The sequence below is a fragment of the Balneolaceae bacterium genome (assembly GCA_034521495.1).
Taxonomy (GTDB): domain Bacteria; phylum Bacteroidota; class Rhodothermia; order Balneolales; family Balneolaceae; genus Rhodohalobacter.
Genome location: JAXHMK010000012.1, coordinates 53,694 through 80,518 on the forward strand (window position 1 = coordinate 53,694; position 26,825 = coordinate 80,518).

24 protein-coding genes are annotated in these 26,825 nt (G+C 42.3%); 21 read left to right on the top strand and 3 right to left on the bottom strand.

The features are described from left to right. The first annotated feature begins 48 nt into the window (after positions 1-48). On the top strand, positions 49-417 hold the full coding sequence (locus U5K72_13405; GenBank protein ID MDZ7719807.1) for a four helix bundle protein: 369 nt from the start codon (positions 49-51) through the stop codon (positions 415-417). Between the two features lie 196 nt (positions 418-613). Here the strand turns inward: U5K72_13405 and U5K72_13410 are convergent, their stop codons facing one another. After that, a complete protein-coding gene (locus tag U5K72_13410) occupies positions 614-1,333 on the bottom strand; it encodes an SDR family NAD(P)-dependent oxidoreductase (protein MDZ7719808.1) in 720 nt (239 codons plus the stop codon). A 711-nt stretch (positions 1,334-2,044) separates the two neighbouring features. Between U5K72_13410 and U5K72_13415 the strand changes: the two genes are divergently transcribed. The 17 genes from U5K72_13415 to U5K72_13495 all read left to right on the top strand — a co-directional run bounded on the left by U5K72_13415 (position 2,045) and on the right by U5K72_13495 (position 20,958). After that, positions 2,045-3,571, top strand: a complete 1,527-nt coding sequence (locus U5K72_13415) for a sulfatase (protein ID MDZ7719809.1) — start codon at positions 2,045-2,047, stop codon at positions 3,569-3,571. Between the two features lie 21 nt (positions 3,572-3,592). Further along, the gene (locus U5K72_13420; GenBank protein ID MDZ7719810.1) at positions 3,593-4,030 is read left to right on the top strand and encodes a sulfatase-like hydrolase/transferase; all 438 of its coding nucleotides are present in this window, start codon (positions 3,593-3,595) and stop codon (positions 4,028-4,030) included. A 17-nt stretch (positions 4,031-4,047) separates the two neighbouring features. Then, positions 4,048-6,039 (top strand): ThuA domain-containing protein, encoded by a 1,992-nt coding sequence (locus U5K72_13425; protein MDZ7719811.1) that lies wholly within the window; start codon positions 4,048-4,050, stop codon positions 6,037-6,039. A 169-nt stretch (positions 6,040-6,208) separates the two neighbouring features. Next, on the top strand, positions 6,209-7,651 hold the full coding sequence (locus U5K72_13430) for a Gfo/Idh/MocA family oxidoreductase (protein ID MDZ7719812.1): 1,443 nt from the start codon (positions 6,209-6,211) through the stop codon (positions 7,649-7,651). Positions 7,652-7,815: 164 nt separating this feature from the next. Further along, positions 7,816-9,207 carry a putative oxidoreductase C-terminal domain-containing protein gene (locus U5K72_13435; GenBank protein ID MDZ7719813.1) on the top strand — a complete coding sequence of 464 codons (1,392 nt, stop codon included), beginning with the start codon at positions 7,816-7,818 and terminating at the stop codon, positions 9,205-9,207. 53 nt (positions 9,208-9,260) lie between these two features. Next, complete coding sequence (locus U5K72_13440; GenBank protein ID MDZ7719814.1) at positions 9,261-10,094, top strand: sialate O-acetylesterase; 834 nt, start codon at positions 9,261-9,263, stop codon at positions 10,092-10,094. Positions 10,095-10,369: 275 nt separating this feature from the next. Next, positions 10,370-11,353, top strand: a complete 984-nt coding sequence (locus tag U5K72_13445) for a TRAP transporter substrate-binding protein (protein MDZ7719815.1) — start codon at positions 10,370-10,372, stop codon at positions 11,351-11,353. After that, a complete protein-coding gene (locus U5K72_13450) occupies positions 11,346-11,855 on the top strand; it encodes a TRAP transporter small permease (GenBank protein ID MDZ7719816.1) in 510 nt (169 codons plus the stop codon). Before U5K72_13445 ends, U5K72_13450 begins: the two co-directional genes overlap by 8 nt. Then, positions 11,855-13,150, top strand: coding sequence for a TRAP transporter large permease subunit (locus U5K72_13455; GenBank protein MDZ7719817.1), 1,296 nt, complete (start codon positions 11,855-11,857; stop codon positions 13,148-13,150). The genes U5K72_13450 and U5K72_13455 overlap by 1 nt, the downstream gene beginning before the upstream one ends. Before the next feature lie 17 nt (positions 13,151-13,167). Next, on the top strand, positions 13,168-14,694 hold the full coding sequence (locus tag U5K72_13460; protein MDZ7719818.1) for a tagaturonate epimerase family protein: 1,527 nt from the start codon (positions 13,168-13,170) through the stop codon (positions 14,692-14,694). 4 nt (positions 14,695-14,698) lie between these two features. Then, entirely contained in the window at positions 14,699-15,481 is a 783-nt protein-coding gene (locus U5K72_13465; GenBank protein MDZ7719819.1) for an SDR family oxidoreductase, read from the top strand. A gap of 18 nt (positions 15,482-15,499) precedes the next feature. Continuing rightward, positions 15,500-16,138, top strand: a complete 639-nt coding sequence (locus U5K72_13470) for a bifunctional 4-hydroxy-2-oxoglutarate aldolase/2-dehydro-3-deoxy-phosphogluconate aldolase (GenBank protein ID MDZ7719820.1) — start codon at positions 15,500-15,502, stop codon at positions 16,136-16,138. 6 nt (positions 16,139-16,144) lie between these two features. Then, positions 16,145-17,176 (top strand): sugar kinase, encoded by a 1,032-nt coding sequence (locus tag U5K72_13475; protein MDZ7719821.1) that lies wholly within the window; start codon positions 16,145-16,147, stop codon positions 17,174-17,176. Positions 17,177-17,329: 153 nt separating this feature from the next. After that, a complete protein-coding gene (uxaC, locus tag U5K72_13480) occupies positions 17,330-18,739 on the top strand; it encodes a glucuronate isomerase (protein ID MDZ7719822.1) in 1,410 nt (469 codons plus the stop codon). A gap of 173 nt (positions 18,740-18,912) precedes the next feature. Then, positions 18,913-20,340, top strand: a complete 1,428-nt coding sequence (locus tag U5K72_13485) for a Gfo/Idh/MocA family oxidoreductase (GenBank protein ID MDZ7719823.1) — start codon at positions 18,913-18,915, stop codon at positions 20,338-20,340. Between the two features lie 77 nt (positions 20,341-20,417). After that, positions 20,418-20,645 (top strand): hypothetical protein, encoded by a 228-nt coding sequence (locus U5K72_13490; protein MDZ7719824.1) that lies wholly within the window; start codon positions 20,418-20,420, stop codon positions 20,643-20,645. Beyond that, positions 20,638-20,958, top strand: a complete 321-nt coding sequence (locus tag U5K72_13495; GenBank protein MDZ7719825.1) for a type II toxin-antitoxin system PemK/MazF family toxin — start codon at positions 20,638-20,640, stop codon at positions 20,956-20,958. Before U5K72_13490 ends, U5K72_13495 begins: the two co-directional genes overlap by 8 nt. A 22-nt stretch (positions 20,959-20,980) precedes the next feature. On the opposite strand, the gene uxuA is transcribed toward U5K72_13495, so the two are convergent. Beyond that, complete coding sequence (gene uxuA / locus U5K72_13500) at positions 20,981-22,168, bottom strand: mannonate dehydratase (protein MDZ7719826.1); 1,188 nt, start codon at positions 22,166-22,168, stop codon at positions 20,981-20,983. 124 nt (positions 22,169-22,292) lie between these two features. On the opposite strand from uxuA, the gene U5K72_13505 reads away from it, so the two are divergent. The 3 genes from U5K72_13505 (at position 22,293) to U5K72_13515 (ending at position 26,232) form a co-directional block, all read left to right on the top strand. Beyond that, complete coding sequence (locus tag U5K72_13505; GenBank protein MDZ7719827.1) at positions 22,293-23,624, top strand: Gfo/Idh/MocA family oxidoreductase; 1,332 nt, start codon at positions 22,293-22,295, stop codon at positions 23,622-23,624. A gap of 189 nt (positions 23,625-23,813) precedes the next feature. Continuing rightward, positions 23,814-25,196, top strand: coding sequence for a DUF1080 domain-containing protein (locus U5K72_13510; GenBank protein MDZ7719828.1), 1,383 nt, complete (start codon positions 23,814-23,816; stop codon positions 25,194-25,196). A 31-nt stretch (positions 25,197-25,227) separates the two neighbouring features. Continuing rightward, positions 25,228-26,232, top strand: coding sequence for a LacI family DNA-binding transcriptional regulator (locus tag U5K72_13515; protein MDZ7719829.1), 1,005 nt, complete (start codon positions 25,228-25,230; stop codon positions 26,230-26,232). Here U5K72_13515 and U5K72_13520 read toward each other — a convergent pair. Then, complete coding sequence (locus U5K72_13520; protein MDZ7719830.1) at positions 26,229-26,792, bottom strand: DUF6580 family putative transport protein; 564 nt, start codon at positions 26,790-26,792, stop codon at positions 26,229-26,231. The genes U5K72_13515 and U5K72_13520 overlap by 4 nt on opposite strands. Between the last annotated feature and the right edge of the window lie 33 nt (positions 26,793-26,825).

Genomic DNA, 26,825 nt, shown 5'->3' on the forward strand with positions numbered 1-26,825 from the left:
AAAAATTTAAGAGTTAATGATCTGATATGACAATAAGAATTTGAAGATTTGGAAATCTGGCAGGAGGCAAGGATTCTTTCGAAAATTATATTTCAATTGACTGAAGAAGAAGCTTTTAGAAAAGATTATAAACTAAAAAATCAAATAAAGGGATCTTCTGGATCAACAATGGATAATATTGCAGAGGGATTTGAAAGAAATGGAAAAGGGGAATTCATTCAATTCTTAAGCATAGCCAAAGGATCTTGTGGTGAAACAAGATCTCAATCTTATAGAGCATTTGACTATGAATACATCACCCACGGAGAATTAGATGATTTAGTAAATCGTTGCACAATATTAAGTAGAAAGATATCATCACTCATGGCTTATTTAAAGAATAGTAAGTTGGATGGTTCAAAGTATAAACAACCTTAGACATTAGACTTTAGACCTTGAACAACATTCTTGCTGGGAACAAACTGGACCTAATTTCGTACGAAGAAACAATGATGGAAATCAATAAACAACACCCCATAACGATGGAACGAGAATATCAAACATATTGGAGAGGCAACTGGGTTTTTACCCTGCCGTTTATTCTGCTTTTGCTTTACCTGTTTATGTAGAGAGACTAAAGCCTGTCAATGACCCAGTTGGGTGTGAGTTTGATCAGCCACGCAACAAACCGCCATCGCCGGGTGATGTAGGAATACGATTTCTTCTTTTCGATATCGGTCAGCATCTGCCTTACCGCCTTGTCCGTTTCAGCCACCCAGAACATCCCCCTCTTGCCTTCCGTCATCTCGCTTTTCACAAAACCGGGTTTAACATCTGTAATGGTAATATCATATTCAGCATTATTACTTCGTTGGCGATACGCCTGCATATAAGTAGAAATAAACGCTTTTGAGGCACTGTAAGGAGCAGCTCTGGACGATCCAAATAATCCGGCAATGGAAGAAACCCCAACAATCTGTCCGTGTCCCTGTTTTTTGAAATACTGGAAAGCCTCGCCAAATAGCTGTACAAATCCGCTTACATTCACATCAATAATTTCCTGCTCCATAGAGATAATGGATGAAGCCGGATAGTTGGAAATTCCCGCATTCAGTACAATGATATCCATTCCGCCCATCTCCTCAATCAGGGAGAGAAGTTGAGAACTGGCTTTCATTTTTTCAACAACATCCATCTCGCGATGATGGAATTTTTCACCCAGTTCGTTCTTCATCTGTTCAAGCCTTTCCACTCTTCGCCCTGTGCCACCCACTTTGTAGCCTTTATCAATAGCATGCCGGACGAGGGATTCTCCAATCCCGGAGGTGGCGCCGATGATGATCATCTTCTTCATATTTGAATCAACTTTCTGATTGAATTCAATATTCCTGTATCTCTTATCATTTGAAACTCAGGAGAGTTCAGGATCATGTAGTTTACTTTGAAACACTTTGTTCAACCGTTAAAACTAAAGTTATCCTGAAATCATTTTTGATCCATTGTAGCGAGTTAATTTGAAATACATTTGAATAGGTGAACATCTTTTTTGTCCCACTTCACAACTCATTCGTGAATCAGCAGTCTTTTGAATATACTGGTTAAATATTCAAATTTATATGAACAGCAAAGGAAATCCTATTCATAATTTTACTCTGATGGCTCTCTTATGCATGAGGATAAATATGTGATGGAAATAGGTTAGGTGTTCGATTACGCAATGGTAGCAATTGAAATAAAATGAGGCTATTAATAAGAAATTCAATAATTTAAATGCCGATCAAATTCAGGATATTCAAGACTTGTGGCCAATTTCTCTCTCTGCAATTGAGGCAAATAAAGAGACTACTCTTGAACAAAATCCAGGCTACAACTAATATGCTGTACTTTCAGTCTTGACTAATTGCAGACCTGACAGATTTGATGAGCTATTACAAACCATTCATATTTCAATATACACCATTTTGGTCTGAAATCTGGCAGGTCCTTCAAGACATGTAAGCTTTATAATGGCTCTAAAATTTAATTTTTTGCCAAAAAATAAATTCAGTTATAGGCTCATATATTTATGAAAAAATTATCAAACGCTCTTTTTGGAATAAAATGCGTTGCTGTGTTTTGTTTTTTTACACTGTTTGTAATTGGGGCACAAGCACAAGATAATCGACCTAATATCATATTGTTTATGAGTGATGATGTGTCTGCCGGGGATTTCGGTTCATATGGTCATCCAACTATTCAGACACCCAATATTGACAATCTTGCTGCTAATGGACTGCGATTTGAAAACGCATATCTAACAACCAGTTCATGTAGTCCCTCCCGAACGAGTCTGATCACTGGCCGCTACCCGCATAACACGGGGGCACCGGAGTTGCATATGGTCAATTCTCCTTACTTAGAGAATCTGCCACAGTTTCCCCATCTTTTGCGTAAAGCGGGGTACTATTCTGCTCAAGCGGGAAAAGAACACTTCAATGGTGATGCAAGTAAAAGTTTTGAGGTAATGGGAGGTGGTGGTAATAGTGGATCAGAAAATTGGGTATCGAGATTACAAGAGCGCCCCAAAGATAAACCGTTTTTTATGTGGTTTTCCTCTTATGATGCTCATAGAAATTGGGATCAACCATTGTCGGATGGCCCTCACGGAGTGGAAGATGTTCGTGTTCCGCCATATATGGTTGATGGCCCCATGACACGCAAAGATCTTGCTCACTATTATAATGAAATCCACCGGTTTGATAAAAACATTGGGTTGGTTTTGGATGAACTCAAGAGACAAGGTGTCTATGAAAATACGCTCATTATTGTGGTTTCTGATAACGGCCGCCCATTCCCGCGAAGCAAGTGGTGGCTGTACGATAGTGGGATTAAGACGCCGTTGGTGATGTACTGGCCAGATAAGATTGTTGAACCCGCCGTACCTAAGTCGTTAGTCAGTGTGATCGACTTACCTCCAACAATTCTGGAACTTGCTGGTGTTTCGGTACCGTCCTCCTTTCAGGGTGTCAGTTTAACGCCGTTCATAGAAGATCCTGATTCAAATGTTCGCGACTTCGTTTTCGCTGAACGTAACTGGCACGCGCAGCGCCATCATGAACGTATGGTACGTTACGGCAATTTTGTATATATCCGCAATAATTTGCCAGAGCTTGTGGGGATGAATCTCGTGCATTATGCATTTGATAGAGCAGGTAGGTATAGAGACGGACAGATAGCTGCATATTCCGAATTGGTAGATCATTGGCGGGCTGGTAAGGCTACCGATGCACAAAAGGATGTTGTAATGAAGCCCAGACCCGAGGAGATGCTTTTTGATGTATCAAAAGACCCGCATCAACTAAACAATTTGGCGGAGAATATGAAATACGCTGACCAACTTGAATTCTTACGCAAAGCTTTAGATATGTGGACCGAGCAAACTGGTGATACAGTACCAGAGTTCGATGATATGACACCTGATAGAGCAAATCGTCAGAATTGGGAGGAAGGGATTGGCAGTGGAAGACCGGAAGGTGGTGAAGTTCCCGGGCAGTCAACCGAAGCCTGGAATATCAATCATTCTGGCCCAATTCATATTCGGAATAAGAATTAATTTTAGTTGCCTGCTGTGTCAATGAGCAAAATTACTGTATTTATTTTAATATTGATTACAAACAGTTTAGCGCATGCGCAAACAGCAGGGAATTCACAACCGCCCAACATACTGGTCATACTTGGGTGTCAGCATTCCGGCTGGGCCATGAGCTGTGCCGAAGCTGATTACTTTGAAACACCTCATCTTGATCGACTTGCTAATGATGGCGTTCTATTTACCAACGCCTATACTACACATCCTGTATGTATGCCCGGCCGGGTTAGTATGATGACCGGACGTATGCCCAGTGAGGTAGGTATGAATTACAATGGAGCTATTGACACTGTAATGACTGCTCCTACTCTGGGTGAATTGATGAAAAATTCAGGATATGAGACTGCTTGGATTGGCAAGTCGCACCTGCCACCTTTGGCAAACCAAAGGTTAGAAACATTTTTGACATTCGACCATATTTAAAAAAATAAAACATAAAAATGATATATAATAAACACCTGTTTTATTGCTGTTACTTATTCTTGACCGCAGTTTTAGTGATAGCCTGTAGTCCATCACTAAATGCACAATCGTCCAAAATTGCCGAATTTTCCGTACATGCGGGAAAGTCTGAATATGTTAACACACCGGTTTCAGTATCTCTTGAAGGTATTCCACTTTCGCTGCATAAAGGTGAGTTACAGCTATATGAAATATCCGAAGGTGAAGAGATACCCGTTGCTTCTCAATTAAAACCTGGTAGTACAGACAGGTTGTACTGGATTCTTGATGGAAAGACGAATCCCGGTGAAATAAGAAATTTTGAATTGAGAGTAGGAACAGCAGATCAGGTTGGAAGTGAAAACACGAAAAAAGTAGGTGTGAAAGACGATGGAAAAAGCCTGTTATTTTCAATTGGTGATAAAAAAATACTTAACTACAGATACGCTCCTATGGGTGTGCCCGATGGAGTCGATGAGATTTACAGCAGGGGAGGATATATCCATCCGATATGGTCGCCCGGCGGAGAGGTGTTAAGCCGTATTCAGCCGCCAGATCACTATCATCATTATGGCATCTGGAATCCGTGGACCCGAACCGAATTTGAAGGAAGAGAAATTGATTTCTGGAATCTCGGAGACGGAGAGGGAACCGTACGGGCTAAACATGTTCCTGAACGAGTTGAAGGAGCAATTTATGGAGGATTTAAAGCCATCCATGACCATGTTGACTTTACAGCACCTTCGGGTGAGAAGATAGCTTTACACGAACAGTGGGAGGTGCTTGTCTGGAATGCTGATCCTGAGCAGAATATCTGGATCATCGATTTTATTTCTACACTGAATCCCGCAACCGAAGAACCCTTTACAATTAAAGAATACAGATACCAGGGCTTTAGTTTGCGGGCCACTGAAAAATGGAACGACAACAACACTGAACTGCTCACCTCGCAGGGTTACGATAAAAGTAACGCCAATGCCACCCGTGCACGCTGGATTGATGTGAATGGAATTTCTGAGGTTGAAGAGGGCCGCTCTGGAATTTTATTCATGACAAATCCCGGAAATTATAACTTTCCGGAACTGTTAAGGATTTGGCCGGAGGGTGCGAACGGAGGAGAAGAGAATGTTTATATCAATTTTAACCCGGCGCAGGACAGGGATTGGACTCTCAAACCCGGAAACTCCAATACTCTAAAATACCGAATGGTTGTTTACGATGGTACCATTGAGCCGGAGCAAGCAAACTTGTATTGGGAAAGTTATACAAATCCACCAAAAGTAGAAGTTCAATATTCCGGAGATTTGAATCAGAAAAAAGTACTGGTCTATACAAAAAACGGGGAAGGATATGTGCATGAAAATATTCCATACAGTGTGGAAGCAATCAAAAAACTTGGTGATCAATATGGATTTGAAGTAGATGCCTCAGATGACCCGAATCTCTTTACGGATGAGAATTTGACACAGTACGATGCTCTGATTTTTTCCAACACAAACAATGAAGCATTTGATACGGATGTTCAACGGGAAGCACTTCAAACATATATACGCAATGGTGGAGGATTTATGGGAATTCATTCTGCCAGCGGCTCAGAACGCAATTGGTCTTGGTTTTCACAATTACTTGGAGGAAATTTTGAACGACATGCACCACGGCAGGATTTTACGGTTGAAGTGATTGATCCGGCTCATCCTTCTGTCTCTTTTTTGCCTGAACGATGGAATATTGAAGATGATGAATGTTATTATCTGAAAGAACTCAACCCCGGTATGAAAGTAGTATTGGCTGCCGATCTGTCCACGGTTACGGATGAACAAAGAGGTAAATTTCCAGGAAAAAACTTTGGAGACCGTTTTCCGATTGCCTGGTACCAGCAGTTTGAAGGAGGCCGTCAATTCTATACTTCTTTGGGGCACCGGCCTGAACAATACTCAGATCCTGTGTTTCTCAAACACCTGTTAGGCGGTATCAAATGGGTGACGGATTAATCCCGATTAAACGATTTAAAGCAGTGGTAGACTTCCGAAGTCTATCTGAGCAAGATTGGTTTTTTCTGTCTGTGTTATGGTTTCAATTTTAACTCCATCTGGAAGACTTCGGAAGTCTTCTGTGATCTTTAACCTGAATTTTGATAACAACTAAACTCCAAAACAGATTATGATGAATAAGAAAAACACATCCTTAAAAAAACAAGGCCTTACAAGACGTGAATATCTGAAAACCTCTCTCTTAGGTGCGGCAGGGATGTTTGTAGCGCCGGCAATTGTACCCTCTACAGTATTTGGAAAGAATGCACCGAGTAACAGGATCAATATCGGGCAAATTGGCTGCGGAAGAATTGCCAGGGGACATGACTTGCCCGAAACCATGAAACATGACAATGTTCGCCTGGTGGCTGTGAGTGATGTGGACACAAAGCGTATGAAAGAAGGAAAAGAATTTGTAGAACGCTGGTACGCCGAAGAGAAGGGGTGGGAAAATGAAGTTGATGTTCAAATGTACCAGGACTACCGCGAAATGCTGGAGCAGTCGGATATCGATGCCGTTGTTATTAGTACTCCTGATCACTGGCATGCCCGCCCTGCAATAGAAGCAGCACTTGCGGGAAAAGATATTTACTTACAAAAACCTGCCTCCCTTACAATTTCAGAAGGACGGATCATGAGTGATATCATACACCGTACCGGAGTCGTTTTTCAAATTGGCAGCCAGCAACGCTCGGTCTCACCCTGGCCCCATTTCAAAAAAGCTTGCGAATTAGTACGTAACGGGCGTATCGGAGAAATTCATACCATTAAAGTGGGTTTACCGGGTGATCCCGGTGGTGGAGATCCCACACCAATGCCAATTCCTGAACATCTTGATTATGATATGTGGCTTGGATCGACTCCAATGGTACCTTATACACTTGATCGGGTTCATCCGCTGGAAGGATACTCTCGGCCCGGTTGGCTTCGATGTGAACAGTTTGGCGCTGGAATGATTACAGGCTGGGGTGCACATCACATAGATACTGCTCACTGGGGTATGGGAACCGAATATACAGGACCCATTGAAGTAGAAGCTGAAGCCAAGTTTCCGACGGACGATCCAAATTATGATGGGCTTTGGACGGTACATGGAGAATTTAATGTTACAGCCAAATATGCGAATGGTGTAACCATGTTAGTAAGCGGTGAATATCCCAATGGAATACGCTTTGAAGGTGATGAAGGATGGATTTTCGTAACACGGGGAAGTGGTGTAACAGCCAGTGATCCGGATGTGGACAGGGCAGACTTGCCGTTGCAGGCGAGTGATCAGGCAATTCTGGATTCCGAAATTGGCCCAAATGAAATTCACCTCTATGAGAGCAGTGAACAGCATTCGAACTGGATAGAATGCATCAGAACCAGGCAACAGACTGTAGCTCCTGTTGAAGTGGCTCACCGTTCATGTACGGCCTGTTTGATTTCCCATATCGCCATGAAACTTCCCAGAAAGCTTTATTGGGATCCGGTCAACGAACGCTTTAAAAATGACGATGAAGCCAATTCCATGCTTTCCCGGCCGGAAAGATATCCCTATTCAATTGCGCAGATCCCGGCATTAAGAGGTTAGTAAGTGATTGGGAGCGTAGATCGGCTCGCGCCATGGGCATCCCTTTTCGGGGCCGAGCCGATTATATTCCATGCTGACAAATCAAGTGCTAAAAAATTCCGGTTTAGCTTAGTCAAATAAGTTTAGGTTTAGATATTAAACGAAATCCATTCAAAGCTTTATTTATGAAAATTCAATATTTGATAATGATTCCTCTTTTTTTTGTTGCCCTCTCTTGTAATCAGGAAGTTCCGGATACGGAGTTTACAGGAGCCGACGGCGAGGTGCGGCTCATGACACTCAATCCCGGCCATTTTCATGCAGGCCTGGTTCAAATGAATAACTATCCGCAGGTTGATTCTGTTGTACATGTCTATGCACCCGAAGGCAAGGAGCTCGAAGCTCATTTGGCCATGATCGAACGATTCAATTCAAGAGACGAGAATCCCACGAACTGGAATCAGCAGGTTTATACCGGTGAGGATTATCTGGAAAAAATGATTGAGGAAAAACCTGGCAACGTTATGGTTGTAGCGGGAAATAATGCCCGTAAAATTGAGTATATCGACAGGGCAGTTAAGAATGGAATAAATGTTCTGGCTGATAAGCCGATGATTATCAAACCAAATCAATTTTCAACGCTTAAAACCGCTTTGGAAACTGCTGATGAAAATGGAGTTGTTGTAAATGATATAATGACCGAACGCCATGAGATTACTACCATTTTACAAAAAGAGCTCTCTCAAATGCCGGAACTGTTTGGTGAACTCATACAGGGAAGCCCGGAAGATCCCGGCATTGTAAAAGAGAGTGTTCATTTCTTCTATAAAACCGTAGCAGGAGAAACACTGGTAAGGCCGGCATGGTTCTTTGATGTTGATCAGCAGGGAGAGGCCATTGTGGATGTATCCACTCATCTTGTTGATATGATTCTGTGGCAGTTATTTCCCAACGAGCCTATTGATTATCAAAAATCTGAAGATGGAGTTGAAGTGCTAAATGCAAGAGCATGGGACACTGAGCTGACCCGTTCTCAGTTTGAACGGATCACCAAAGAGGAAAACTTTCCGGATTATCTGATGACGGATGTAAGTGAGGATTCAATTTTGAATGTAACTGCCAACGGCGAGTTTATTTTTAAAGTACGCGATGTATACGCAAAGGTCTCAGCCCAGTGGGGATTTACAAATCCTCAAGGGGGTGACACGCATTACTCGAATATGAGAGGGACAAATGCAAATTTGGTCATTCGGCAGGATCTGGAGCAGGATTTTACAGCCACTCTCTATGTTGAACCGAAAGGTGATACAGATTCCGGTGAGTTTGAAACAATATTGAACAATGCACTGAACAAATTAAGCGGCCGTTATCCCGGACTTGCTGCCGAAGAAAGTGAATTTGGTTGGGAAATAATCGTTCCGGAACAACACACAGAAACTCATGAAGAACACTTTACCAGGGTTACAGAAAATTATTTGGATGCCCTTGTGGACGGCGGGCTCCCTGAGTGGGAGAGAATCAACCTGCTCACAAAGTATTATATAACGACACAAGCTTATGAATTGAGTCGTAAATAAGATGCAGTAAAAAATTCATTTTAAATATAATTCTTCAGATTTACGCAGGAATAGTGAAAAATAAATTATTTATTCTAACATCATTTATAATCTTCTCCATACTCATTGGTAGTGTTACAAATAAAAAAGATTGCAGAACTGAATTCTTTCCAACGACTGAACTAAAACCTGACAATATTCCTACCAAAGAGAACATATGGGTTTTTATGCTTGCAGGGCAATCAAATATGGCAGGTCGTGGAAAAGTAGAACCAATGGACACCATACCTGATCCAAGAATTCTGACAATTAACAAAAATGGAAATCTAATAATAGCAAAAGAACCATTACACTTTTATGAACCTAAAATGACAGGATTGGATTGCGGACTGTCATTTGGAAAAGAATTACTGAAGCATATTCCTGACAGCATTTCAATTTTAATAATTCCAACAGCCGTAGGTGGCAGCTCTATAAACCAGTGGATAAATGACTCGACACACAGAAATATCAGCCTTTATTCAAACTTCAGGGAAAAACTAAAAATTGGACAACAATATGGAATGATAAAGGGTATCCTTTGGCACCAGGGAGAAAGTGATGCAGCTACAAAAGAAAAAATTGATGCTTACTCAAATCAACTTAAAAAATTGTTTGGGTTATTTAGAAGTGAAGCAGGCAATTCAACTTTGCCAATATTAATAGGTGAATTAGGTTCATTTTCTATCTGGGATGAAAATTGGCAAGCACTCAATGAGCAAATAAGAGAATATATTGAAACAGATTCAAATGCATATTTGATAAAAACCACCGATTTGAATCATAAAGGAGATAAAGTTCACTTTGATTCAGAAGGCCAAAGGAAACTAGGGGAAAGATTTGCTGAGAAATTTAATCAAATTAAATAAAGCTATTCCATATTAGTGTGACTGAGTTTTGGCGAATTGAGTGGCAATCCAGAGTTAATTTTCTATAAAGTATTATTACAATACTAAAATGATATTTCAAATACATGCAAGTCGATATCAATTGCATATTGATATAAAGAATATCAAATCTTGCATACTATAAATGAGTGATGCATTGGACAGATTAGATCTGTTTGGAAATTCAAATGATAACCATTAAAATGAAATTCACTTAACCGGTAACTTTAGGGATTAAAATTGCTTAGTATACCTTAATGAAACGATCTGCCTTCATTTATTTAATTGCTTGTTTTCTGTTTCTTATCTCCTGTGGAGGTGAGAACGATGTGACTGTCCTGAAGCTGGGACACGGACTTGATAACTCCCACTCCGTCCACAAGGCAATGGTATTTATGGCTGAACGGGTAAAGGAAGAATCGAACGGAAAAATGCGGATTGATATCTATCCTTCCCAACAGCTTGGTTCTGAACGGGAGCTATTAGAATTACTTCAAATTGGAAGTTTGGACATAACAAAAGTTTCTTCCAGTGTTCTCGAAGGGTTTGAACCGCTGTACAAGATTTTTAGCGTACCATTTCTCTTTGAAAATGAGGAACATCGTTTTGCAGTGTACGATGGAGAAATTGGCCGGGAATTACTGGATGCGGGACAGAACATTCGTCTCGTTGGGCTGACCTATTATGATGCCGGTACCCGAAGTTTCTACACGAAAGATCGCCCCATTCTTCATCCTGATGATCTCCAGGGGATGAAGATTCGTGTTCAGGAAAGCCCTGCCTCCCTTCAGATGGTAAATATGCTGGGCGGTTCTGCTACTCCGATCTCTTTTGGGGAACTGTACACCGCACTTCAACAGAGAATTGTAGATGGAGCTGAAAATAATCCTCCAAGTCTATACTTAACAAGGCATTATGAAGTAGTAGATTATTACAGCCTGGATGAACATACAGCCGTTCCTGATATGCTGTTTGCCAGTCAGTTTACCTGGGAACGATTGACGGATGAAGAGAAAGAAATTCTTCAAAACGCTGCCCAGGAATCTGCAATTTACCAACGGAAACTGTGGGAAGAATCCACAAATGAGGCGATGGAAGCCGTTCAGGAAGCAGGCATTGAAGTGGTTCGGCCTGACAAAGAGCCGTTTCGTGAAAAACTTCAGCCGATGTACGAAGAATATGCACAGAATAAGGAGTTAAACTCATATATCCAGCGAATACAGGAGTTAGCCAATGAATAAAATGATCAACATTATAGATCGGTGCCTGGAGTGGATTATGGTCAGCTTGATGGTGGTCTTGGTTGTAGATGTAACCTGGCAGGTGATTTCGCGATATCTTTTGGGAGAGGCGAGTTCCTTTTCAGAAGAGGTGGCCCGATACCTGCTCATCTGGATCGGACTTTTGGGTTCATCGTATGCCTATCGAAAAAAAATGCACCTCGCATTTGATCTGTTTACAAATAAGGCAACCGGCAAAGTAAAATTCTGGATGGAACTTGTTATCCACTTTTTTATCATCTGCTTCTCCGTTGTTGTTCTTGTTTTTGGCGGGTGGTATCTCGTACAGCTTACGTGGGAACTCAATCAGTTATCGGCCTCCCTTCAAATTTCACTTGGTTACGTCTATTTTGCACTTCCATTAAGCGGAGTTTTAATGGTGATTTACGCTGTAAATTTCATCAAACAGATTATCAACGAAGGTCCGCAAGAGATTGAACATCATGTAGACGGGGTGGCCTGATGGAGATTGTTGGAATCTTAGTTTTAGTACTCAGTTTTGTATTTCTGCTTTTGATCGGTGTACCCATTGCTTTTTGTATTGGCATTTCCACACTTCTCACCATGCTTGTGAGTATTCCGTTTGATCCGGCCATTACCACAGTTGCCCAGCGGATGGCCACCGGTTTAGATAGTTTTGCTCTGCTTGCCATTCCGTTTTTTATCCTTGCCGGGCAAATTATGAACCAGGGGGGGATTGCCAGGCGCCTGATCGATTTTGCAAAATCAGTTGTGGGAATGTTGCCAGGGGGGCTTGCCTACGTTCAAATCGTTTCGGCAATGTTATTTGCTTCCATTTCCGGATCGGCTGTGGCAACAGCTTCGGCCATCGGCGGATTTATGGGGCCGCAAATGAAAAAAGAGGGTTATGATATTGAATTTACAACGGCTCTGAATATAACCTCATCAACAGTTGGGTTGATTATTCCGCCCAGTAATATTCTTATCGTTTATTCTCTGGCAAGCGGAGGCGCATCTATTGCCGCTCTCTTTTTAGCTGGATATCTGCCGGGGATTTTGGTTGGTCTGTCGCTGATGTTTGTTACAGGTTACTTTGCCATCAAACGAAATTATCCAATCAGCGGAAAGGTTCCACTTAAAGTTGCTTTTAGAAAATTTATTGATGCACTTCCAAGTCTCTTTTTAGTGATCCTGGTCATTGGCGGAATTGTTGCAGGTATTTTTACCGCAACTGAAGCATCCGCGATAGCTGTGGTTTATGCTCTGATTCTCTCTATTTTCTACAAAGGAGTAAACCCAAAGGAACTAAAAGAAGTGTTCCTTTCAAGCTGTAATGTAACGGCAATAGTAGCACTGTTGATTGCAACCTCTATGGCGATGTCGTGGATTATGAGTTACGAAAATATCCCGGTTATCATCAGTGAAAGTTTGATCGCTTTGAGTGATAATCCATTTATTATCCTGTTAATAATCAATATGATATTGTTGGCAGTGGGAATCTTTATGGATATGACTCCTGCAGTTCTGATCTTTACACCGATCTTTCTGCCGCTTGTGGTTGAGATGGGTATTGATCCCGTCCATTTTGGAATTGTTATGATTTTAAACCTCTGTATTGGAGCTTGTACGCCCCCAGTTGGCAGTGTGCTTTTTGTGGGATGTGGAATCTCCAACATCTCAATCACCAGGGTTATAAAACCGCTGATTCCTTTATTCATAGCGATGATCATCTCCCTGTTGATTATCACCTTTGTGCCCGAAATAAGTATGTTTTTGCCCGACCTGTTTGGCTACTAATAAATAATTATTGAAAAGTGAGTATCAAAAACACAGAAAATAATAAACATAAAGAGTGCAAAGAGGCACTCGATTTTTTTGAGAATGTTCATATTTATGATGGTTCTTTACACTACAAAAATGGTTACTGCTACTTTTTGATCAAAGATGGACTGGAAAAATTTCTGATTTTGATGAGTGAAGGGGCCAATCTCAGTGAATCTGGTTTTGAAGGAGAGATCATTGAAATTAACTCTCAAAAATTTCTCAAATGTGAATTAACACATGAAAATGCTGAGGCATTACGTTCTACATTTAATTTTACAAACCCGGTTTTAATCGGGAAGGTGGATTCATACGGATTGGGCGATCGCCTTGGAAATGCCGGGGCGGCTCATCTGCAAGCTATTCGGAACACGAGATTCAAACCGGTTCTTGCCCAGCAATCGATTCGCGAACTTGAACGGACTCAACGTACCGGCGAAGATGTGATGGATGCCGCAAGTTGGGCGGTATTCCGGGAAGGATACAGGGATGGTTTTGGAGCCGACGCCGATCACCTGAAAACCACGGATGATATCGACCGAATGGTGGAAGCTGGTTTTACGATGTTTACCATCGATCCAAGCGATTATGTGGTGAATGAGGCGATGAATATGGAGATGGAGGAGCTTAGAGAAAGCTTTGATGATCTTCCATGGGATGATTTACATGCTAAACCTGAAGTTCATTTGGCTAACTATCATAAAACATTGTCGCCGTTGAGCAATGGTTCGATTTTGGATCCTTCTGAGAAGGAGGTGCTTACCGGCATGGTGAAGTATGGGAATGTGATTGTTCACACGAAAAAAATGGCGGAATACTTGAAAGATACATACCTCGACCATCCCGCTGAACTTGAACTTTCTGTGGATGAAACCGATCAGCCCACAACACCTTTTGAACACTATTTAATTGCGGCCGAAATGCAACGTTTGGGGATTGATCTTGTCAGTCTGGCTCCACGATTTTGCGGCGATTTTGAAAAAGGAATTGATTTCAAAGGAGACCTGGATCAGTTTAAGGAGGAATATGAACTACATCTTGCAATAGCTGAGAAGTTTGGCGGTTACAAATTGAGTATCCATTCCGGAAGTGACAAATTTGATGTGTATGAAGCGATCGGTTCGCTGAATTCCGGATCTGTTCATGTAAAAACCGCGGGAACAAGTTACCTCGAAGCTTTGCGGACGATAGCAGAAGTATCCCCCCATCTTTTCAGGGATATTCTGAAGTTTTCCCTCACCCGGTTTGAAGAAGATAAGAAAACCTATCACATTTCAGCTGATGTTGAGCAAATTCCAGATCCGGATAACCTGGAAGATGGTGAGTTGGTTCGGCTTTTGGATGATAACCATACACGCCAGGTTCTGCATGTGGCATATGGTTCAGTTTTGGCTGGATCCGCCTCAGAAGAAAACAGATTTAAAGATCGATTGATGAAATCGCTTGCTGAGCATGAAGATATTTATGAAAGAAATTTGGAAAAACATTTCATTAAACATTTAAAACCTTTTAATCAGTAAAAAAATGAGCTACGTAAATAATCTATTTAATCTTGAAGGAAAAGTGGCTGCTGTTATTGGCGGAAGTGGAGTGTTGGGCGGGCATATGGCCCAGGCACTTTCGGAAGCCGGTGCTAAAACAGCTGTCTTATATGGAAGTAGTAAAGACGATGCAGAAGAACGAGCTGAAGAAATTGAAAATGCAGGCGGAACAGCCATGATTGCTAAATCAGATGTTCGAAATGAATCATCTCTCAAAGAGGCCTTTAAAAAAATTAATGATGAATGGGGCAGAATTGATATTTTGGTCAACGCACCAGGTGTAAATTCTACGACCGATTTGATGGAGATCACCGAAGAGGAGTGGAATAAAATCCTGGATATTAACATGAAAGGAGTGTTTTTGGCGAGCCGGATTGCTGCCGATTATATGATTGATAAAGGGGAGGGCGGTAGTATCATTAATATCACATCTGCTTCATCAGAAATTCCTCTGACCCGTGTGTTTACATATAGCATTTCCAAAGCGGGAATTGATACGATGACCCGGTATATGGCCCGCGAATGGGCTCCGCACAATATTCGGGTAAATGCCATCAAACCCGGTTTTTTCCCGGCTCAGCAAAACAAAAAAATATTAGACGATGAGAGGGTGGAGTCAATTATGAGACATACACCTGTGAAACGATTTGGTCGTCCCGAGGAGCTATCCGGTACGGTAATTTGGCTTGCATCAGAGAAAGCAGCATCATTTGTTACCGGGGCCATTATAGCCGTTGATGGCGGTTTTACGGCGATGTCAATTTAAATCAAAAAAAGTCATACAGTGAACAGAAAAGAGATTTTATCAACCATAGAGAAGCAGAAGGCAGTTGCAGTGATTCGATTGCCCGATTCGAATTTATATGAACCGGTTGCCGAAGCGATATATGAGGGCGGAATTCGGGTTTCCGAAATTACAATGACAGTTCCTAACGCCTTAGAATTAATCAAAAAAGCAGTAGCAAACAGTCCTGATGATGCGATTATTGGCGTGGGTTCTGTTACGAATGCCGAAATGACAGAGCAGGCTGTGGAAGCGGGAGCCAAGTTTGTAGTCAGCCCTATTATGACGAAAGAGATTATTGACAAAGCGAATGAATTGGATGTACCTGTAATGCCCGGTGCATTCACTCCCACAGAAATTCAGCAGGCATGGGATTGGGGGGCTGATATCATTAAAGTATTTCCTGCAAATATTCTTGGAATGGACTTTTTTAAAGCTGTAAAAGCACCACTTCCTCACCTCAAATTGATGCCAACCGGCGGAGTTTCTCTCACGAATGGTGGTGAATGGATTAAAGCAGGGGCTTGTGCTGTGGGAGTTGGAAGTGCAATTTTAAACAAAGAAGCAATTAAGCGCGGAGATTTCGATACCATTAAAAACAATGCAAAAATTTTACTTTCAAATTTAGGAGTTGAATAGGTTATTATGGGACAGATTATAACTTTTGGAGAGATTATGCTTCGGCTTTCAACACCGGAACATTCAAGAATTTTACAAACTGATATATTTGAAGCACGATATGCAGGAGGCGAAGCAAATGTAGCTGTATCATTGGCGATGTTTGGTCACCAGGCTCATTTTGTAACTCGGTTGCCTGAAAATGAAGTAGGCGAGGCAGCGCTTCAATCGGTTCGAAGATATGGCGTGAACACCGATTACATTATACGTGGCGGAGATCGTTTGGGTATCTATTTCCTGGAAAGTGGTGCAAGTCAGCGCCCTTCGAAAGTGATTTATGATCGCGCGGATTCTGCTGTCAGCCAGATGACATCAAATATGGTAGACTGGGATGAAATATTTGCTGGGAAAGACTGGTTCCACTGGACCGGAATTACACCAGCACTGGGAGAAAAACCCCGGGATGCAGTTGTTGAGGCGTGCAAGGCTGCGAAAAAAGCGGGAGTAACCGTAAGCTGTGATCTCAATTTTCGGTCTAAACTCTGGACGGAAGAGGAAGCACAGGCAACCATGAATCCTTTAATGGAATATGTGGATGTCTGCATTGCGAATGAGGAAGATGCACAAAAAAGTCTCGGTTTTGAAGCAGGAGATACCGATGTAGAAGGTGCCGAACTGGACGATGAAGGATATTCGACACTGGCACGATCCCTCAAAAAAGAGTATGGATTTGATACTGTGGCGATCACGCTCAGAGAAAGTTTTTCTGCCAGCATGAATGGCTGGAGTGCGATGCTTCATGATGATAAAGATTGCAAAGATCCGGTTCGGTCCACCCGCTATGAAATTGATATTGTGGATCGTGTGGGCGGTGGCGACTCTTTTGCCGCAGGTTTGATTCACGGGCTACTAACCAAAGAGAATACCGAAGATGCGCTTGAATTTGCGGTGGCCTCCTCATGTCTGAAGCATTCTATCCCCGGAGATTTTAACCTATCGAGTGAAGAGGAAGTGGAAAAACTGGTGAAAAGCGGTGGTTCCGGACGTGTTGAACGATAAACAACAGAGAACCTGCGAGAGTCCGACAGGTCCTCGCAGAGTTCGGAATTATGATCAATTGACTCTGTCAGGAGTTATTGCACTCTGACAGGTCACAAAAAATATTTCAATGATAGCGCGAGCGTCTCGCTCGTGCTCAAAAGTTAGGTTTTCATGTCACAATCCTTTATCCATAACAATTTTCTGTTGCAAAGCCAGGCGGCGCAAGATCTCTATCACCATTATGCCGCTCATCAGCCGATCATCGATTATCACTGTCACCTTCCGCCCCAAGAGATATCTGAAGATATCAATTTCAGAAATCTAACCCACATCTGGCTGGATGGCGATCACTACAAATGGCGGGCACTCCGAACTTGTGGCGTTGATGAAACCTTCATTACAGGTGATGCATCCGACAAAGAGAAATTCCTGAAATGGGCGGAGACGGTTCCGAAGACGATCAAAAATCCGCTTTACCATTGGACACAGATGGAACTGAAAAATCCGTTCGGGATTACTCGCTTGCTAAATGGTGAATCTGCCGAATCAATCTGGGAGGAGTGTAACGAGATGCTTCAAAAACCGGATTTTTCCACCAGGGGACTTCTGAAGCGAAATAAAGTAAAAGTAGTGGCGACGACCGATGATCCCACGGACAACCTCGAATATCATAAAAAAATGAAAGAGGAGGGAGCTGTCGGATTCAAAATGGTTCCCACATTCCGACCTGACCGGGGAATGCAGATTGAAAACGGATCGGAGTTTACAGCATGGGTTGAGAAACTTGGACAGGCTGCCGATCAATCAATTTCTACATTTCAGGACTTTTTAGATGCACTGAATAGCCGACACGATCTGTTTCATGAACTTGGTTGCCGGGCCTCAGATCATGGGGCTGCTGAACCGTTTTCAGAGCCTTTTACTGATAAACAACTTGAGCAGATCTTTACAAAAGTGATGGGAGGAGGTTCAGCAACAGAAGGGGAGAGCCGGATATTCAAATCGGCATTTCTATATTATTGCGGGTTGATGGATCATGAAAAAGAGTGGGTGTTTCAGCTGCATGTCGGGGCACTTCGAAATAATAGCTCCCGAAAAATGAAAAATCTGGGACCGGATACCGGGTTCGATTCTATCGGCGATTTTGAGATGGCGCGACCACTTTCAAGATTGTTAGATCGCCTGGATGCCGAGGATAAACTGCCGAGAGTATCTCTGTATAACAACAACCCAAGAGATAATGAACTGTTTGCTACGATGATCGGAAATTTCCAGGACGGAACCATTCCGGGAAAATTACAACACGGGCCGCCATGGTGGTTTATGGATCAGAAAGATGGAATTGAACGGCAGGTTGAATCCCTTTCAAATATGGGGGTTTTGAGTGAGTTTATCGGAATGACAACCGACTCCAGGAGCTTTCTCTCTTATTCGCGACACGACTATTTCCGGCGCGTGATCTGCAATATTCTTGGAGATGATATGGAGAAAGGATTGATTCCTGATGATATGGAACTGATTGGTGGAATTGTGGAGAAGATTTGTTATCAGAATGCAGCGGATTTCTTTCGATTTGAATAGATCTGAATCATCGGATAAGTAAATAAGGTGTGAATGAGTTAAACCACTCAAATTCTCATTCGTTGAATATGGAATAGCAAAAGTATTTTATTTTTATATTTTAAAGTAACCGGTTAAGTAACGGTATTGTAAACTCGATTGTTTTTTAACTGTCACCATAAATCCATCAAACCATGAAAAAGGACAAATACACACGAAAACAATTTATTAAATCAACCGGAGCTGCAGTAGGAGGAGCTCTGTTTGCAGGCCCTGCCTTTTCTCGGGCAGCAGGCAACAATCATTTATTTAATAAAAGAAGAGTGGTTCTTGTGGGGACTGGAATTCGTGGAATTACATTCTGGGGACGCCGTTTGCAAGAGAGATATAATGATGTGATTGAATTTGTTGGATTGTGTGATATCAATCCCGGACGGTTGGATTATGGAAAAGGGTTTATTGGCGCCGAATGCCCCACATTCACAGATTTTGATGAGATGATGGACACAACGAATCCGGATCTTTTGATTGTAACCACCGTGGATGCGACGCATCATCAGTTCATCATAAAAGGACTTCAGAGAAATATTGATGTAATTACCGAGAAACCGATGACAACGGATGAATTCAAGTGCCAGGCCATTTTGGATGCAGAGAAAGAATCGGATGGCGAGTTGATTGTTGGATTTAACTACCGGTACAGTCCGCATCACACAAGAATTAAGGAGTTGTTGATGAATCAACGGGTTGGTAAAATTACTTCGGTGGATTTTCATTGGTACCTGAATGTGTATCACGGAGCGTCCTATTTTCGGCGATGGCACGGTATTGAAGCGAGTGGTGGAACGCTTTTGGTGCACAAGGCCACTCACCACTTCGACCTGCTGAATTGGTGGCTGAATTCCGATCCGGTTGAGGTGTATGCAAAAGGTTCATTGGAGCATTACGGAAGTAATAACTCCTTCAGGGGGAATAAATGTCGAACCTGTCCGCATCAAGATCGGTGTGATTTCTATTGGGATATTACCGAGAACGATACCTACATGGATCTGTATGTGGCCAATGAACATCATGACGGCTACATCCGTGACAACTGCCTCTGGAGGCACGAGATTGATATTTATGATAAGATGTCTGTCCAGGTGAAGTATGCAAATGATGTCCAGGTGAATTATTCTCTAACCACATATTCTCCCTATGAAGGAATGAAGATCGGTTTCAATGGATTTGATGGCCGGATTGATGCATGGCATGGAATTCCCTGGAGAGAGCAGGAGAAGATCGATCAAAGTGAACTGCATGCCCAGGAGATGTCGCAGGAAGAGATCGATGAGGCGACCGATTTCGAAGAGATTATGGTGATGGATAATTTTTCTGCGGATTATGAACATATCAAAGTAACTCAAAGCGGAGGCGGGCATGGCGGTGGCGATGAACGACTTCAAAACCAGATCTTTCGCGATACAGATGCCGACGATCCGCTAAACTTAGCCGCCGGAAGCCGGGATGGTGCAATGTCAATCCTAATTGGAATTGCTGCCCGAAATAGTATTGAATCCGGCAAACCGGTCCGGATTGAAGATTTAACTTCTCTGAAGCCGCATCCAACGAGGATGATGTAGAAGATTAACAAAAACAAGATATTTTGATATTTATTCGTTATGATTTAAAACATTATACACAATAAATTGTTTTAGATATGACAAGAAAAACACTCATCCGCGAAACTGTTCAGAGTATAAAAAAATTACCGGATCATAAGCTAAAAGAAGTTTCTGATTTTGTGGATTTTTTGCTCAATCAACTGGAACATGCTGAGTTAAATGATCAAATAGCTCAGGCTGCGTTTAAATCTAAAACATTTGAATTCCTTCAAGAAGAAGAGGAACTATATAGTGACGATGATTTAAAAGAATCGTATGAATAAAGGAGATATTGTTCTTGTCCCATTTCCATTCACTGATTTAAGCAGCAAAAAGAGACGTCCAGCACTGGTTTTATTATCTGGGAATCTCGATGTGGTTCTCGCATTTATCACGACAAAACTTTTCTATGAAGAAGAATCTTCCATTGTTATTGACTCATCAGATGAGACTGGTTTGAAAAAACAATCGTTAATCAGGCTCGATAAACTTGTAACTCTGGATAAGGAACTTGTGATTGGTAAACTGGGAGAAATAACGGATTCAAAATTATCAGAATTAAATCAAAAAATGATTCAATTATATCGTTTGATTTAACTATTGAATCATCCAGATAACTTCATTTTTCTATTCCCGCTCGAATCCCCATCTCAACACCACGCAACTCAGCCAAACCTCTCATCCGTCCAATGCATGAATAACCTGGAAAGGTTTCTTTCTTCAAATCATCAAGCATTTGATGGCCGTGGTCGGGTCGCATCGGGATGTTGAGGTCTGTACGTCCTTCCTCTTTTCGCCGGTGTTGTTCCAGGATTAATGCTTTCATAACCTGAACTAAATTTCCATCACCCTCAAGATGATTGGCCTCATGAAAGGATCGTCCGGATTCATGTTTTACACTTCTGAAATGAATAAAATTAATTCGATGTCCAAGAGATTCGGCCATTTTTGGCAGATCATTATCTTGTCTGGCACCATAGGAACCTGTACAAAATGTCAGTCCATTGTAAGGTGAATCCACAGATTGAATGATTGCTTTCGCATGTTCTTCAGTGCTTACAACCCGCGGGAGCCCAAAAAGCGGAAAGGGCGGATCGTCGGGATGAATGGCCATTCGAACTCCAACCTCTTCCGCAACCGGAATGATCTCCTTCAAAAAATAGATCAGGTTGGATTGCAGATCTTCGGCTGATATTCCGTCATAGGTCTTTAACATCTTCCGAAACTCTTCATAGGAATATCCCTCTTCGGAGCCGGGAAGGCCTGCAAGAATGGTTTCGGTCAGTTTTTCAATTTCCTCATCGTCAAGATTTTCAGCATACTCTTTGGCCGCCTTTAGGGTGTCATCGTTATATTCATTCTTTGCTCCTTTTCTTTTCAGGATAAACAGATCGAACGCAGCAAATGCAGTTTCATCGAACCTGAGGCCGGTTGATCCATCATCCATCGGATGTTGCAGGTCTGTCCGCGTCCAGTCCAGAACCGGCATAAAATTGTAGCAGATGGTATCGATTCCACATTCACTTAAATTTCGGATCGACTCTTTATAATTCTCGATCCATTTTTGGAAATCACCTTGCTGTCGTTTTACATCTTCATGAATGGGAACACTCTCCACGACCGACCATCTGAATCCGGCATCTTCAATTTTATTTTTGTGAGCATTGATTTCATCCACCGGCCAAACTGATCCGATCGGTATTTGATGAAGAGCACTTACAATTCCTGTGGTGCCTGTCTGTTTTATATCTTCGAGTGTGGTGGTGTCGTATGGGCCAAACCAGCGCCATGTCTGTTCAAAATGCATTATAATTTGTAAATGTTTTTAAGAAAAAATTCAGGTTTTAATTTTGCTTCTTGACCGTTCCGTTTCGGTTCATTAGATTGAAGTCCTTAACCGGTTAAGTAATCTATAATATAAATGAAAAAATATGACTTCTCTCAACAGACGTGATTTTATTAAAACATCAGCAATAGCCGCCGGAGGTCTTGCGATGGGGCTGTCAGCAAAGAGTTATGGTCGTGTACTTGGAGCAAACGATCGGATCAATGTAGTTTTTATGGGGTGCGGCCGGCGTGTTCCCGCTTATTATAACAGTATAGGTGAGAATAAAAACACTCATCTCTCCTATGTTTGTGATGTGAAAAAGAGCCAGCGGGATAGAGTATTTTCTGATTTACATGGGCGTCTGGATTATACTCCGGATGGAATTGAAGATATTAGAGTAGCTTTGGATGACGATGCAGTTGATGCCGTTTTTATTGCCACTCCGGATCACTGGCATGCACCTGCCGCCTGGATGGCGATGGAAGCCGGCAAACATGTTTACGTTGAGAAACCTTTGACCCACAACTCAGCTGAGAATGAATATTTGATAGAATTTCAGCAAAGATATAACAGGGTTCTCCAGATGGGGAATCAACAGCGGTCTTCATCGCATACCAAAAAAATTATTAATGATATTCATAATGGTGTGATTGGCCGTCCTTATAAAGCAGTAGCGTTTTATAGTAATCAGCGCGGAGAGGTCCCGAATCAAACCCGGCAGGCTCCGCCAGAAGATCTGAACTGGGATCTGTTCCAGGGACCGGCACCAAGGCGACCCTACACTCACAATACGTGGAATTATAACTGGCACTGGTACGGCTGGGATTATGGTACGGCAGAAAGCGGCAACAATGCCCTGCACGAACTGGATGTTGCCCGGTGGGCTCTTCAGACCGGTTATCCGGAGAAAGTTACTGCTGAAGCATTTAAAAACCATTACCCGGATGATGGCTGGGAGATGTACGATACCATGTATGCCACCTATTACTTCCCGAATGACCTGGTGATAAACTGGGACGGAAAAAGCCGCAATGGATTTAATACGTATGACGGTGGCCGCGGAACTGTGATTTATGGAACTGAAGGTACCGTTTGGGTGGATCGTTCACTGTATAAACTGTATGACAGAAGCGGGGACCTGGTTCGGGCTGTGTCCTCAGGCGGAAGTGAATCCGGAACGGCGCTCGGCGGCGGCGGGGATATGTCCACTACCCACATAGCTAATTTTTTTGATGCCATTCGCGGGCAGGCTGATCCGGTTTCTCCGGTGGATGAAGCAGTGAAGAGTACACAGTTATGCCATTTGGCAAACACGGCATACCGATCCGGAAGTGACCTGGAAGTGGATCCATCCAACGGACGAATTCTCGATAATGATAACGCCATGCAATACTGGGGACGAGAATATGAACCCGGCTGGGAGCCAAGCATATAGAAACTTCCCCTCTTGAGAGGGGACAGATCTAATCGCGTTCAGCGATTGGATCAGGGGTGTGTTGAGTTCGATGTTGATATCGAAACCACTTTTTTAACAGGATTTTTGTATTGAATTTAACACACCTCTAAATCTCCTCTCGAGAGGAGACTTCTCAAAAAAACCTAATTATTTTACTTAGTAAATATCATGAAGAAAACTACCATAGCACTTTTAGCAATATTTATTGGAATCGTGATGCTTCCAAACCAGTCACTTTCTCAGAATTGGCAGCCGATGTTTGAAGGTGAAAACTTTGACGGCTGGACCAAACTGAATGGAGATGCTGAGTACGAAATTGAAAATGATGTGATCACCGGAATTGCGAGGTTGAATACGCCGAATACGTTTCTGGCCACCGATCAAACCTACAGTGATTTTATCCTGGAGTTTGATGTGAAGGTTGATCCTCGTCTGAATTCTGGTGTTCAAATCCGCAGTGAAAGCAGGGATGATTATATGAATGGCCGTGTTCACGGTTACCAGGTAGAGATCGATCCGTCTCAGCGGGCCTGGAGCGGTGGGATTTATGATGAAGCACGGCGCGGCTGGCTCTATCCGATCACAAAAAACGAAGCCTGTAACGATGCTTTTCGAAATGGGATGTGGAATTCATACCGGATTGAGGCTGTTGGAAACGAGATTAAGACATGGGTAAACGGCGTTCAGTGCTCGAATCTTAATGATAATATGACATCCGAAGGATTTATTGCTCTGCAGGTTCACAGCATACATGACCAGGAACAAGAAGGGGCAACTGTTCAATGGAAAGATGTTAAAATTCTGACGGATAACCTGAGTGCCCATCGAATGAAAGATGATCCTGATGCAGAAGTGATTAACTGGGTGCCAAATCAATTAACAGAATCAGAAAAAAGACATGGCTGGCGGTTGCTTTGGGACGGCAAAACCACAAATGGCTGGAGAGGTGCTAACGCAGATACATTCCCGGACAGGGGATGGGTCATTGAAGGCGGCGAGCTGTCAGTGATAGAATCCGATGGGACCGAATCACCGTTTGGGGATATTGTGACCGAACAGGAGTTCAGCGATTTTATCTTTGAGTTGGAGTTCAAAATTACGGAAGGAGCCAACAGCGGGATTAAATATTTTGTGATTGAAGGGTTGAATCCCGGAAGCGGATCTGAAATCGGCCCGGAATTCCAGATTTTGGATAACGAAAATCACCCGGATGCCGATCAGGGAGTAGCCGGAAACCGGACGGTAGCCTCACTTTATGATATGATAACAGCAACGAATCTGTCTGAAGATAACAGGGATGATATACGGTTTAAGGGCAACGGAGAGTGGAACAAAGCCCGAATTGTAGCCAAAGGAAATCATGTAGAGCATTGGCTGAATAATGTGAAAGTTGTTGAGTACGAACGCGGTTCACAGATCTATCGAAATCTTGTTCAAAAGAGTAAATATAATGTGTATGAAGATTTCGGGGAGGCTGTATCGGGGCATATTCTTCTCCAGGATCACGGAAACAGGGTATCGTTCCGAAGCATAAAGATTCGTGAGCTGTAGTTAATTTGATCACATTTTATAGAGTGATCATATGAAAAAAAATGTACGCTTGATTGATATTGCGGAGAAGCTGGATCTCACAAAAGTGAGTGTATCGAAAGCACTTCGCGATCACCCGGATATTTCGGAGAGCACCCGTAAAAAAGTAAAAAAAGTTGCGGGTGAAATGGGATACAGGCCCAATCTTGTGGCACGATCACTCACCTCTCAAAAATCACAAACGATTGGTGTGATTATCCCGAAAATGGCTCACTATTTTTTTGCACCTGTTATTGAAGGTATTTATAAATCGGCCAATAGCAGTGATTATGAAGTGGTTTTGGGTATCTCTCTTGAAGATAAAATGCTCGAAAGAAAACATCTCGAATCGATGTTAAATATGCGAGTTGATGGTTTGTTGGTTTCCATTACTGAACAGACAAGAGATTCCGAACGATTTAATATTGTACGCGAAATGGGAATTGACCTGGTGTTTTTTGATCGCGGATTTGCGGATGCCGGGTTTACCTATGTTAAAGTGAATGACCGATTAAGTTCCAAAGAAGGGGTGATGCATCTCATAGAAAATGGATTCACAGATATTGCTCACTTGGCAGGATATCAGAGTGTGGAAATTGGACGGGGGAGAAAACTGGGGTATATGGATGCATTAAAAGAAGCTTCAATAAAGCCTGATGAAAATGCAATTGTGGAGGGAGGATATAGTGAAAAAGACGGATATCGTTCGTTCAAAAAATTATTAAAACAATATGGTAAGCCGGAGGCGCTGTTTGCCGTAACCTATCCGGTGGGCCTTGGAGCGTTGGAATGTATGAACGATCACGATATAAACCCCAAGGATGTAACCATTTTAGCCTTCGGCGGAAGCGAGTTTAACAAGCACCTGGTGAATCCATTCATCTGTATTGAGCAGCCAACGTATGAACTGGGAAAGAGAGCTTTCAGACAGATCGAAAAAGAACTGAATTCCGAGAATCAGATCAAGCCAGAGATTATTGAACTCTCGGCAACATTAGGCGAACAGAAGACTTTTTAGACTTCTGCTCCCACTGTTTGGAGTGAAGGATTGTTGACTTTAATCCACTCATATGCTCCAAAAAGAACAGCTGAATAAATAACGTTACCAGCAATTGTATAGTGGAAAAATGGAATAGCTGCTGTATAACATGCGATAAGTCCTTCAAGTGTCAAAGGATATATAGTTCCGCTGATCCAAACACCTAAATTACTGATGATAAAAAAGATCACGGAAGCTCCGAGTGCACCTCCTAAAACTCTTCCAACAGTTATCTTTTTAAGAAGGTAGTAACCCAGGATAACGATCATAGCAATACTTCCATAACTGTAAAGCATGCCACTGGTAAACCATGTAAATCCATCGTAGTAGGCTGCATATGTGATATTATTCAGAAGCAGATCACTACCCCAAAAAGCTACAAGAGGGATTAATAACGCCCATTTTTTATCAGTAAAATAAGCCGCTCCAAAAAGGGCAATGGCACCAAGAGGTGTAAAGTTATAGGCATGCGGTAGCAAACGGGTCAGCGCTGCCAGGAGTATGAAACCCGTTATAATAAGTATCGATTTCTTATTCATTGACTCACGTATCGTCATTCATATTAATTACTG

Excerpts from the sequence above, each read along its gene's own strand:
- U5K72_13410 (MDZ7719808.1), bottom strand. The coding sequence starts at position 1,333 with ATGAAGAAGATGATCATCATCGGCGCCACCTCCGGGATTGGAGAATCC.
- U5K72_13415 (MDZ7719809.1), top strand. The coding sequence starts at position 2,045 with ATGAAAAAATTATCAAACGCTCTTTTTGGAATAAAATGCGTTGCTGTG.
- U5K72_13420 (MDZ7719810.1), top strand. The coding sequence starts at position 3,593 with ATGAGCAAAATTACTGTATTTATTTTAATATTGATTACAAACAGTTTA.
- U5K72_13425 (MDZ7719811.1), top strand. The coding sequence starts at position 4,048 with ATGATATATAATAAACACCTGTTTTATTGCTGTTACTTATTCTTGACC.
- U5K72_13430 (MDZ7719812.1), top strand. The coding sequence starts at position 6,209 with ATGATGAATAAGAAAAACACATCCTTAAAAAAACAAGGCCTTACAAGA.
- U5K72_13435 (MDZ7719813.1), top strand. The coding sequence starts at position 7,816 with ATGAAAATTCAATATTTGATAATGATTCCTCTTTTTTTTGTTGCCCTC.
- U5K72_13445 (MDZ7719815.1), top strand. The coding sequence starts at position 10,370 with ATGAAACGATCTGCCTTCATTTATTTAATTGCTTGTTTTCTGTTTCTT.
- U5K72_13450 (MDZ7719816.1), top strand. The coding sequence starts at position 11,346 with ATGAATAAAATGATCAACATTATAGATCGGTGCCTGGAGTGGATTATG.
- U5K72_13455 (MDZ7719817.1), top strand. The coding sequence starts at position 11,855 with ATGGAGATTGTTGGAATCTTAGTTTTAGTACTCAGTTTTGTATTTCTG.
- U5K72_13465 (MDZ7719819.1), top strand. The coding sequence starts at position 14,699 with ATGAGCTACGTAAATAATCTATTTAATCTTGAAGGAAAAGTGGCTGCT.
- U5K72_13475 (MDZ7719821.1), top strand. The coding sequence starts at position 16,145 with ATGGGACAGATTATAACTTTTGGAGAGATTATGCTTCGGCTTTCAACA.
- uxaC (MDZ7719822.1), top strand. The coding sequence starts at position 17,330 with ATGTCACAATCCTTTATCCATAACAATTTTCTGTTGCAAAGCCAGGCG.
- U5K72_13485 (MDZ7719823.1), top strand. The coding sequence starts at position 18,913 with ATGAAAAAGGACAAATACACACGAAAACAATTTATTAAATCAACCGGA.
- U5K72_13490 (MDZ7719824.1), top strand. The coding sequence starts at position 20,418 with ATGACAAGAAAAACACTCATCCGCGAAACTGTTCAGAGTATAAAAAAA.
- U5K72_13495 (MDZ7719825.1), top strand. The coding sequence starts at position 20,638 with ATGAATAAAGGAGATATTGTTCTTGTCCCATTTCCATTCACTGATTTA.
- uxuA (MDZ7719826.1), bottom strand. The coding sequence starts at position 22,168 with ATGCATTTTGAACAGACATGGCGCTGGTTTGGCCCATACGACACCACC.
- U5K72_13505 (MDZ7719827.1), top strand. The coding sequence starts at position 22,293 with ATGACTTCTCTCAACAGACGTGATTTTATTAAAACATCAGCAATAGCC.
- U5K72_13510 (MDZ7719828.1), top strand. The coding sequence starts at position 23,814 with ATGAAGAAAACTACCATAGCACTTTTAGCAATATTTATTGGAATCGTG.
- U5K72_13515 (MDZ7719829.1), top strand. The coding sequence starts at position 25,228 with ATGAAAAAAAATGTACGCTTGATTGATATTGCGGAGAAGCTGGATCTC.
- U5K72_13520 (MDZ7719830.1), bottom strand. The coding sequence starts at position 26,792 with ATGAATAAGAAATCGATACTTATTATAACGGGTTTCATACTCCTGGCA.